Origin of the sequence: Nonomuraea deserti (assembly GCF_004348685.1) — a bacterium.
Taxonomy (GTDB): domain Bacteria; phylum Actinomycetota; class Actinomycetes; order Streptosporangiales; family Streptosporangiaceae; genus Nonomuraea; species Nonomuraea deserti.
Window position 1 is genome coordinate 1 of the sequence record NZ_SMKO01000392.1, and the last position, 1,804, is coordinate 1,804.

1 protein-coding gene and 1 pseudogene are annotated in these 1,804 nt (G+C 65.4%); both read left to right on the forward strand.

Features of this window, described 5'->3' with window-relative positions; genetic code table 11:
- Nucleotides 1-74: 74 nt before the first annotated feature.
- Nucleotides 75-374, forward strand: a complete 300-nt coding sequence (locus tag E1292_RS50250; RefSeq protein WP_132606853.1) for a hypothetical protein — start codon at nucleotides 75-77, stop codon at nucleotides 372-374.
- A 292-nt stretch (nucleotides 375-666) separates the two neighbouring features.
- Nucleotides 667-960 (forward strand): annotated as a pseudogene (locus E1292_RS50255) (transposase); the annotation flags it as partial.
- Between the last annotated feature and the right edge of the window lie 844 nt (nucleotides 961-1,804).

The following is a 1,804-nucleotide window of genomic DNA, read 5'->3' on the forward strand; positions in this document are numbered from 1 at the left end:
AATCCGGCCGCACCTCGGCGACCATCCGCACCGCTCGGCGGCGCAGCTCGGCGGGGTAGGGAGACTTACCAGGCATGGACTCGATCCTCTCAAGAGATCAAGTCTCCACCGAACCCGGGGCGATTCACTACGCCGAGTCCAGCACCAGCGCGATCGCCCTGGCCTCCGGCGACCAGCGATACCGGGCTGTGCGTGACGCAGAAGCCCGCGTCACTGTCGGCCCCAACCTGCTGCGCACCGGGCTGGACGAATACACGGTGGAGAAGGGCGAGCAGTACACGCTGTGGGCGATGTTCAAGCCACCCGCCGACCTTTCCCACGTCACCGTACAGATTCCCGGGTTCGAGCCCGTTGCCGACGTACCAATCTCCTGAACCCACGCCAGGCTTGCGCGGCACTGGTCAAGAACCGCCACGTTCGCCGGTACCCGCTTCCGGCCGCGCCGCATGCTGGACGGATCGTGGCGGATTTCTGAACATGGAGGGCACGTCGCTCGGCATGGACGAACGAGTTGACCGGAGGACGTCGTCAGGCGCCGATGCAAGGGTTGCGTCCACAGGAGTGGTGTACGAGTTTGGCCTGATCACAGGCGTGGCGTCGTGAAATGAAGACGGCCATCAAGTGATCCTTCGAGTAGCTAGATCAAGATCGGAGGAGAACCAGTCGATGGCCGCAGACAACAGTGTGATGCCTGCTCAGTGGCTCGCGAAGCAGATCGAGACCGACGACCCTGACATGTTGCGATCCATGGTGAAGACCATGGCCGAAGCGTTGATGTCGGCCGAGGCCGACAGCCTGTGCGGCGCGGCCTACGGCGAGCGCAGCGACGAGCGGATCAACTCGCGCAACGGCTACCGGCAGCGGGAGTGGGATACCCGCGCAGGAACCATCGAGCTCGCGATTCCGAAGCTGCGCTCTGGCTCCTACTATCCGGACTGGCTGCTGGAGCGACGCCGGCGGGGCAGGGTGTCAGCTGCTCGCGGGCATGGCTGGCCTGGCCGTCGAGCCAGCGGTGGAACTCCTCGCCGTCCGCCTCCATCCACCGGTAGGCATCGTCGAGCGTGATGCCGTGGTGAACGTCGCGCACCACGTCCACTCGGGCGATCGGGGGACCGCTGATGTCGCTCATCCGCATGATCATAGGCAACACTCGCGAAGCCGGGTGAGCTGGTGACGGTGACCGAGATCGCCGCCGTGCCCGCAAGCGTTTCCGCAGTTCAGAGCACACGTCTGTGTGCTTTTCTCGCTACACATCTGCGGAACGCGGGCACAGGAGTACCCACGAATCGCGTCGCTTCAGCAGTGGCTGCATACAGCGCCTCGATACTCCGCCCCCGTGGGGGCGACTGCGATTCCGAGCACAGCCAGTTAAACCCAGACGCGCAGGTTCCGGTTGCGATGCTCGGTCGCCCGTGGGGGCGACCGCCACGGCCGACCTGTACTGGGCGATCAAGCGCGTCGAGTTTCGATGCTCGGCGACCCCTGAGGGCCACCGCCACTCCGTTTCGTCCTGGCCTGGGCGATGACGGCGAAGTAGTTTCGACCTCGGCGGCCTCTGAGGGCCACCGCCACGCCGCCTACACGGTCTGTCTCTACATGCGGATCGGATTTCGACTCTCGGCGACCCCGGGAAGGCCACCGCCACTTGCGGCCAGCCACGTTGCCGACGGCCATGGAAGACTCCTGGTGGGCGGCCAGTTGAGTCCCGGCTGATGGCCACGAGAATTCCCCGTGGATGGCCTCGGGTGCCCTGATCTCCACCCGCCCCTTGGGAGACCTCCCCGGTCCGGTTTGCTGATGTTTG

Excerpts from the sequence above, each read along its gene's own strand:
- E1292_RS50250 (WP_132606853.1), top strand. The coding sequence starts at position 75 with ATGGACTCGATCCTCTCAAGAGATCAAGTCTCCACCGAACCCGGGGCG.